The 7,542-nt window shown below is 27.9% G+C and carries 7 protein-coding genes; 3 read left to right on the top strand and 4 right to left on the bottom strand.

Annotated features, from left to right (window positions below; all coding sequences use genetic code 11):
* The first annotated feature begins 447 nt into the window (after positions 1 to 447).
* On the top strand, positions 448 to 1,095 hold the full coding sequence (gene trhA / locus AC11VW_RS02025) for a PAQR family membrane homeostasis protein TrhA (RefSeq protein ID WP_484299729.1): 648 nt from the start codon (positions 448 to 450) through the stop codon (positions 1,093 to 1,095).
* A 78-nt stretch (positions 1,096 to 1,173) separates the two neighbouring features.
* Here trhA and AC11VW_RS02020 read toward each other — a convergent pair whose 3' ends face one another.
* Positions 1,174 to 3,543: a heavy metal translocating P-type ATPase gene (locus AC11VW_RS02020; RefSeq protein WP_484299728.1), complete on the bottom strand. Its 2,370-nt coding sequence runs from the start codon at positions 3,541 to 3,543 to the stop codon at positions 1,174 to 1,176.
* Between the two features lie 11 nt (positions 3,544 to 3,554).
* Positions 3,555 to 3,923: an ArsR/SmtB family transcription factor gene (locus AC11VW_RS02015; RefSeq protein WP_484299727.1), complete on the bottom strand. Its 369-nt coding sequence runs from the start codon at positions 3,921 to 3,923 to the stop codon at positions 3,555 to 3,557.
* Positions 3,924 to 4,119: 196 nt separating this feature from the next.
* Between AC11VW_RS02015 and AC11VW_RS02010 the strand changes: the two genes are divergently transcribed.
* Positions 4,120 to 4,692 carry a hypothetical protein gene (locus tag AC11VW_RS02010; protein ID WP_484299726.1) on the top strand — a complete coding sequence of 191 codons (573 nt, stop codon included), beginning with the start codon at positions 4,120 to 4,122 and terminating at the stop codon, positions 4,690 to 4,692.
* A gap of 197 nt (positions 4,693 to 4,889) precedes the next feature.
* On the opposite strand, the gene AC11VW_RS02005 is transcribed toward AC11VW_RS02010, so the two are convergent.
* Positions 4,890 to 5,972, bottom strand: a complete 1,083-nt coding sequence (locus AC11VW_RS02005; RefSeq protein ID WP_484299725.1) for a hypothetical protein — start codon at positions 5,970 to 5,972, stop codon at positions 4,890 to 4,892.
* A gap of 273 nt (positions 5,973 to 6,245) precedes the next feature.
* Here AC11VW_RS02005 and AC11VW_RS02000 point away from each other — a divergent pair, with 273 nt between their 5' ends.
* Positions 6,246 to 6,974 (top strand): HAD family hydrolase, encoded by a 729-nt coding sequence (locus AC11VW_RS02000; RefSeq protein WP_484299724.1) that lies wholly within the window; start codon positions 6,246 to 6,248, stop codon positions 6,972 to 6,974.
* A gap of 71 nt (positions 6,975 to 7,045) precedes the next feature.
* On the opposite strand, the gene AC11VW_RS01995 is transcribed toward AC11VW_RS02000, so the two are convergent.
* The gene (locus AC11VW_RS01995; RefSeq protein ID WP_484299723.1) at positions 7,046 to 7,537 is read right to left on the bottom strand and encodes a hypothetical protein; all 492 of its coding nucleotides are present in this window, start codon (positions 7,535 to 7,537) and stop codon (positions 7,046 to 7,048) included.
* Between the last annotated feature and the right edge of the window lie 5 nt (positions 7,538 to 7,542).

The raw sequence follows: 7,542 nt of genomic DNA, 5'->3' as shown, positions 1-7,542 counted from the left end.
GGATCAAACTCTCAAATAAAAGTTTATCTAGGGCTCAGATACTGTTATATATCTGGCTTTATGTTTGGTTGTTTCAAATTCTATAAATTAACCTACTGTTTAATTTTCAAAGTTCATTTTTTCTTTTATGTTTGCCCTTTTCTTAAGGACAAGTATAACTATACCACCCCCAAATAATGTCGTCAATACTTTTTTTAAAATCTTTTTATAAATTTATTTTTTTTAAAATTATAAAAAAATCTAAAGCATGATTTTATCTACAATTTACGCTATTATATTTTATTTATTTTTATTCTAAATATATATATACTTCAATAATTTAGAGTATAATATTAATAGATTATAAATATATTTATTATTTTTCAAATTTGTGGGTAAATATATTAATATATAATTTATGTATATATAATTTCAATAATATTTTCTATATAATTAGGGAGGTGTTCTATGAATAATTATCTCAGAGAACCAATAAATGGATTCACACATCTTGTTGGTGCCATTCTATCTTTTATTGGTTTATTGGCATTAGTAATAAAAACAACATTAAATAATCCTTCTACTATAGCATTAACTGCTGTAATAATATTTGGATTAAGTATGATTCTTTTATATGCTGCTTCTGCAACTTATCATTTAGTTGTTTCTAGCGATAAGGTAATAAGTTTTCTAAGAAGATTAGATCATGCTATGATATTTGTGTTGATAGCAGGTTCATATACTCCATTTTGCTTAATCGCATTAAATGGTCCGACTGGTTGGATACTATTTGGAATAATATTCGCATCTGCAGTTGCAGGGGTATGTTTTAAATTAATTTGGTTTAACTGCCCTAGATGGATTTCTACTCTTATATATGTTGCAATGGGTTGGATTTCTATATTTTTAATGGCTCCATTGAATAAAGCTCTTTCTTCACAAGGATTAACATTACTTGTTGTTGGTGGAATTTTCTATACTATAGGTGCTTTAATTTATGCAACTAAACCAAATTTTTTAAAATCAAAGTATCTTGGATTTCATGAAATTTTCCATATATTCATTATGTTAGGTACTTTAACGCATTTCTTCTGTGTATTTAAATTTGTTATATAAATATATGTAGATGATTTTTAACAAAAATAAAACCGTAGCAATATAGATTTAAAACTATATTGCTACGGTTTTTTAATATTATTTCATCGCTCTCATGGCATTTAGTACTGCTATTAATGCAACACCTACATCAGCAAATATAGCTTCCCACATAGTAGCAACTCCGCCTGCTCCTAATATTAAAACTATGATTTTTACTCCTAACGCAAATATTATATTTTGCCATACTATCTTATTTGTCTTACTTGCTATTTCAATAGCCTTAGCAATTTTACTTGGTTCATCTGTCATAAGCACTACATCTGCTGCTTCTATTGCTGCATCAGATCCCAAAGCCCCCATAGCTATCCCAACATCTGCACGAGCTAAAACTGGTGCATCATTTATACCATCTCCAACGAAGATTACCTTCTCTTTCTCCGCTTTACCTTTATATATATCTTCTAGCTTGTCTACCTTCTCATTAGGAAGTAAGTTTGAATATACTTTGTCTAATCCTAATTGTGTTGCAATGCTATTTGCAACTTTCTCATTATCACCGGTTAACATCACAACTTCTTTTATACCCATAGCCTTTAATTGCTTTATAGCTTCTATACTATCATCTTTTATTTCATCTGATATTACTATATATCCTCTATAGATTTTATTTACAGCTATATACACTACTGTTCCAACTTCTTCAGTTGGTGCATAGAATATGTTCTCTTTTCTCATTAATTTTTCATTTCCAGCTAATATATTTTCTCCATTATAACTTATCTTAATTCCATAAGCCGCTATCTCCTCATAGCTATCTATCTTATCTAAGTCTATCTTTTGATCATAATATTTTATTATTGATTTAGCTATAGGATGATTAGAATTAGCTTCTGCAAATGCTGCATACTCTAATAACTTATCTTCTGAGATACCTACTGGATTTACTTTAGTTACTTTAAATACACCTTTCGTAAGTGTTCCTGTCTTATCAAATACTACAGTATCTACACTTCTTAAGACTTCTAGATAGTTACTTCCTTTTATTAAAATACCATTCTTAGATGCAAATCCTATTCCACTAAAGAAAGTAAGTGGTATAGATAATACTAATGCACAAGGACATGAAACAACTAAGAATACTAAACCTCTATATAACCAATCACTAAATATAGCATTAGGTATTATAAGTGGTGGTACAAATGCAATTAACATAGCTGATATAACTACAGCTGGAGTGTAGTATTTTGAAAACTTAGTTATGAAATTTTCTGTCTTAGATTTTTTACTACTTGCATTTTCAACAAGATCTAATATTTTAGATACAGTTGATTCCCCAAACTCCTTGGTTACTTTTACAATTAATAATGCATTTTTATTTATAAATCCTGATAAGATATCTTCCCCTACGGAAATTTCTCTTAATACAGACTCTCCTGTAAGTGCAGATGTATCAACCATTGACATGCCCTCTACTACTACACCATCTAAAGGTACCTTTTCTCCTGGTTTTACAACGATTATATCTCCTACGCTTATATCTTCTGGCGAAACGACTTTTATATCTGATCCTACTTTTAAATTAGCAGCATCTGGTCTTATTTGCATAAGAGCTGTTATTGACTTCCTTGATTTACCTACTGCAATTCCCTGTAAAAATTCTCCTATCTGATAAAATAACATAACTCCAACAGCTTCTGGTAATTCACCTATAGATAATGCACCTACTGTGGCTATAGCCATTAAGAAGTTTTCATCAAACATTCTTCCTTTAATAACATTTCTTAATGCTTTTACAAGTACTTCTCCACCTACTATTATATAAGCTAATATAAATATTAAATTACCAACTAGACTTTCAAACCCTGTTGCAGTTTGATATATACCAAATATATATACTACTGCCCCTATTATTAGTTTAACTAAATCTTTTTTATCTACATCAATTTTATTTTCTTCTTTAGTAACTTTGTTAATTTTAGCTTTTTCATTATTTATTTGTATATCTAACCCAGGTTCAGTATCATTTACTATACCTATCACCTTTTCTATTAGTTCTTTTTCATTTAAAGATTTTTTTATCTCTATACTAAGCTTCTTATTTATAAAATTTAAATTTGATGCTTCAATACCTTCTAACTTTGATACTTTCTCATTTATAACTTCTGCACAGTGTGCACAATTCAATCCACCTAATATTATATCTCTCTTAATATTTTTTGAATTATTTACTACTTCTATATTCAAGCCTGGTTCTGTTGAATTTATTATATCTATAACTTTATTTATAATTTCGTCTTCGTTTGAACTACTTATTATATTTAAAGTAAGTTTTTTATTAATAAAATTTAAATTTGCTGATTCTATCTCCTTCATTTTTGATACCTTTTCATTGATTTCCTCTGCACAATGCGCACAATTTAATCCACCTAGTATCATTTCTTTTTTAATCAAACTACAAATAGCCATAACTGTTCCCCCTATCGTTTGTATGTTTCTTGAATGTGATTTAAGCCACAGTCAAATATTTGGCTTATATGATTATCATCTAATGAATAATAAACTACCTTACCTTCTTTTCTAAATTTAACTAATCTCGCTTGCTTTAATACTCTAAGCTGATGAGATATGGCTGAATTAGTCATTCCCAATAAACTTGCTATATCACATACACACATCTCATTTGAAAATAGTGCATATAGTATTTTTACCCTTGTTGTATCTCCAAATACTTTAAATAACTCCGCTAAATCATAAAGCATTTCATCTTCTGGCATACAACCTTTTACTTCATTAACTATATCTTCATGTATTTCTTTGCAATCACATGTATTTAGATTCTCTCTCATTTTAACTCCTCCATAATTTTATTGAAACATATGAATAACTATTCATATATTATATTGTATGCTTGTATCTCATATTTTGCAACTCAAATTATGTAAATTTTAATAAAATGCACATAATACTATTTTTTCTAATATATATATTATTAGAGTAAATTATTATAGTTCTTTAAGTATTTTTTAGGAGGGATGATTTAATATGAGTTTTGATATGTTCTCAAATAAACAAAATGATGATATGGATCCTGATTATATATACCCTATGCCTTATATAGATCCTATGATATATTCAAACCCTTATGGTGTGAATGGAGTTCCTGATTCTGGATATCAAATGAATTCTAATATGACGATGGGGAGTTATATGACTTATATGAATCCTTGTATGTATAATCCTGTCATGGGTCAAAACCCACTAGAAGACTGTGAATTTGACTTTGAAGACATGGAAGACATGGAAGACGGCATGTTTATGCCAGGTCAAATGCAAGGAATGCCTCAAGGTATGATGCCAGGCATGATGCCGGGCCAAATGCAAGGAATGCCCCAAGGTATGATGCCGGGCATGATGCCGGGCCAAATGCAAGGAATGTCCCAAGGTATGATGCCAGGTATGATGCCTTGTATGCCTCATGGCATGCAACAAATGGCTATACCAGGCATGATGTATCCAGGTATGCCAATGATGCCCCCTGGTATGATGCTCCCTTATATGATGATGCCTGGTATGCCTCAAATACACATGGAGGAATTTGACGAAGAAGAAATGTAAAAAAATTTATAATAAGTGTTATAAAACTTTTAATATTTGTCTACAATAGTAATGTATTCCTCATAATATTCCCCCAATATTATAAATACAAAATAAAGCCACTGACTAGAATGTCGTGGCTTTATTTTTATTTAAGAAACTTATGTGACCAAGTATATACGAGCGTTATATTTTTGGTGACATGAGTGAATAAAATTTTAGTCTAAAAAATCTTCAAAGTCATCTGACCCTGATTCCACAAAATCATATAGAACATGTTCTTCAAAATACAGTTCTTCTTCAAGTTTAATATATTCTTTATAATTACATTGAAGTATTTTATTTATATATTTTCTATCATTATCACTATACGTTCCAACAAAGAATTTATCACCTACTTGATAATATATAGCCCTCATATCATTATTTATAACATATATCTCATTTTTAACATGATTGTTATTAAAATTAAACCTCGTAAAGAAAGTTCCCTCTTCCATATCACTTCTTAATAAAAAGGGATTGTCTATATAAAATTTTTCTACAAATTCTTCAGCCTTACTAAGCTCATATATACTTACTAGCTCTTCTTTTGCTATTTCATCAAATACCTCAAAATCATATATAGATTCTTTATCTGTTGCTAACATTGAATTTATTTTGAAAGTATCACCATTTTTGGATATATTGAAAGCTATCTTTGATACATAATATCCGTCATTATCTTCATATATAGCTTCACTGATATATTTCCCATTACCTTTTTTAGTTACTTGGTTTTTTAGAAGAGTTCCATTGATATTAGTAATATGCATATTAGAAATTTCTTCACTACCTGAGAAGTATTTTAAACTCTCTCTATCCCAAGCAATAAATCTCATTGTCATATAATTTATAAATTCAATATCTTCAGTTACTTTTTTACATATCTTAGGATACATTTCTTCTATTGTTATTTTTGATTCACAATTATTTATTATATCTATATATTCTTCTGTATTACCTGGAAGCGGCTTTTCATAATATTTATTCTTATTACCATAATAACTTACTAAGAATAGAGCTTCTTCCTCAGATATTCTAATTCTATCTGAACCTAATCCACCCATTAATCTTTCTTCTTCTCTATATGCTTCATCTTTAGTAGGATTTTTTAAACTTACATAATCATCTAATCCTAGTCCTTCTGAATCTAATAAAAAATATTGATATATATTTTCTTTATCTTTTTCCCAATTTATTAAAAGTCCCATACTTCCCATAAGCCTTGAATTTGTTACTTTAGCAAAGTTGAATTTCATAAAATCACATCCTTATTTTTTATGTACATTTAATATCCATCGTATTTAAGTTCGAATTTTTATAAATATATTTATTATAATTAATGTATATGTTTAAGAATATACTATAAACTAATTATGATTTAATAGTTAATTATATCTATTAACTATACATTATATTATAAGTCAGCCTTAATCATCAAAATAATTTTAATTAAATTTATTTCATATAATTTTACAACTTCTATGAAATTTATAATATAATAAAATAAATGCTTAATCGAGGTGATATTTATGAAAAAAACAGCAGCTTTTTTTGATATAGACGGTACTCTTTATAGAGACTCTCTTATGGTTGAACATTTCAAAAAATTAGTTAAATACGATATAATCGACCAAAAAGCTTGGTTCGAACATGCAAGGGATACTTTCATGGATTGGGATAAAAGACAAGGAAACTACGATGATTATTTAGATGATGTATGTGAGCTATACGTAAATTCTTTAATTGGTCTTGATAAAACATGCATTGACTTTACTAGTGACCAAGTTATAAAACTTAAATCTGATAGAGTTTATAAATACACTCGTTCAAGAATAAAGTGGCATTTAGATAACAATCATATAGTAATATTCATATCTGGTAGCCCTAATTTTTTAGTTGAAAAAATGGCTGAAAAATATAATGTTACAGATTTTATAGGTAGTGATTATGTATTTGAAAATGACGTTTTCAATGGTACAGTTATCCCAATGTGGGACTCTGCAAGTAAAAATACTGCTATAGATAATTTTATCGAAAAATATGATATAGATTTATCTAAATCTTATGCGTATGGAGACACTAATGGAGATATAAATATGTTAAGAAGAGTTGGTAATCCTATTGCTATAAACCCTACAAAAGAACTTATAAATCATATCTCAAATGATGAAAATATATCAAAGTGCACTAAAATAATTGTAGAAAGAAAAGATATAGTTTATTCTTTATCTCCAAATATAAATATCCTTGATATATAGTATAAATTCACAATAAAAAAATCCTTAAAAAATGCTATATATTTTCTTTTCGAAAATATATAGCATTTTATTTATATATTTTTAATAATTCTTTTTAATTTCTGATTGTAGTACTCTATAAATAAAGTGTATACATGGTCATATACTATAAATACAACTTCAAATACAAGTATTGTAATTATATTTATAGGTATATATACAAATGGCTTCAATAAAAAATATATAACTGATATTATAATATTAGCAAACACAATTTTTAATAAGTATTCAATATATACAGATCTATCTTGTTCTATTATATATTTTACTATTCCATATAAACCAAATGTTAATATATATATAATCCAATGAGCTTTATTAGCCATAACCATAAATCCTAACACTACTGATGCTATATAAAAAGCAACTCCACTTTTAGGACCCCATTCCATTATTACTATAGATATAGGTAGTGATGCTAATCCCATGATAAACAATGTATTTATGGGTATTACATTTATAAGTAACAGTAAAATTATATTTATAGACAATAAAATGCCGCCATAGGCTACTCTTTTACTCATAACAA

The sequence above is a fragment of the Romboutsia sp. genome (assembly GCF_056995035.1).
The sequence above is the reverse complement of the archived record's forward strand: the minus strand, read 5'-3'. Positions and strand labels throughout refer to the sequence as shown.

Excerpts from the sequence above, each read along its gene's own strand:
- AC11VW_RS02010 (WP_484299726.1), top strand. The coding sequence starts at position 4,120 with ATGAGTTTTGATATGTTCTCAAATAAACAAAATGATGATATGGATCCT.
- AC11VW_RS02000 (WP_484299724.1), top strand. The coding sequence starts at position 6,246 with ATGAAAAAAACAGCAGCTTTTTTTGATATAGACGGTACTCTTTATAGA.
- AC11VW_RS02020 (WP_484299728.1), bottom strand. The coding sequence starts at position 3,543 with ATGGCTATTTGTAGTTTGATTAAAAAAGAAATGATACTAGGTGGATTA.
- AC11VW_RS02005 (WP_484299725.1), bottom strand. The coding sequence starts at position 5,972 with ATGAAATTCAACTTTGCTAAAGTAACAAATTCAAGGCTTATGGGAAGT.
- AC11VW_RS02015 (WP_484299727.1), bottom strand. The coding sequence starts at position 3,923 with ATGAGAGAGAATCTAAATACATGTGATTGCAAAGAAATACATGAAGAT.
- AC11VW_RS01995 (WP_484299723.1), bottom strand. The coding sequence starts at position 7,537 with ATGAGTAAAAGAGTAGCCTATGGCGGCATTTTATTGTCTATAAATATA.
- trhA (WP_484299729.1), top strand. The coding sequence starts at position 448 with ATGAATAATTATCTCAGAGAACCAATAAATGGATTCACACATCTTGTT.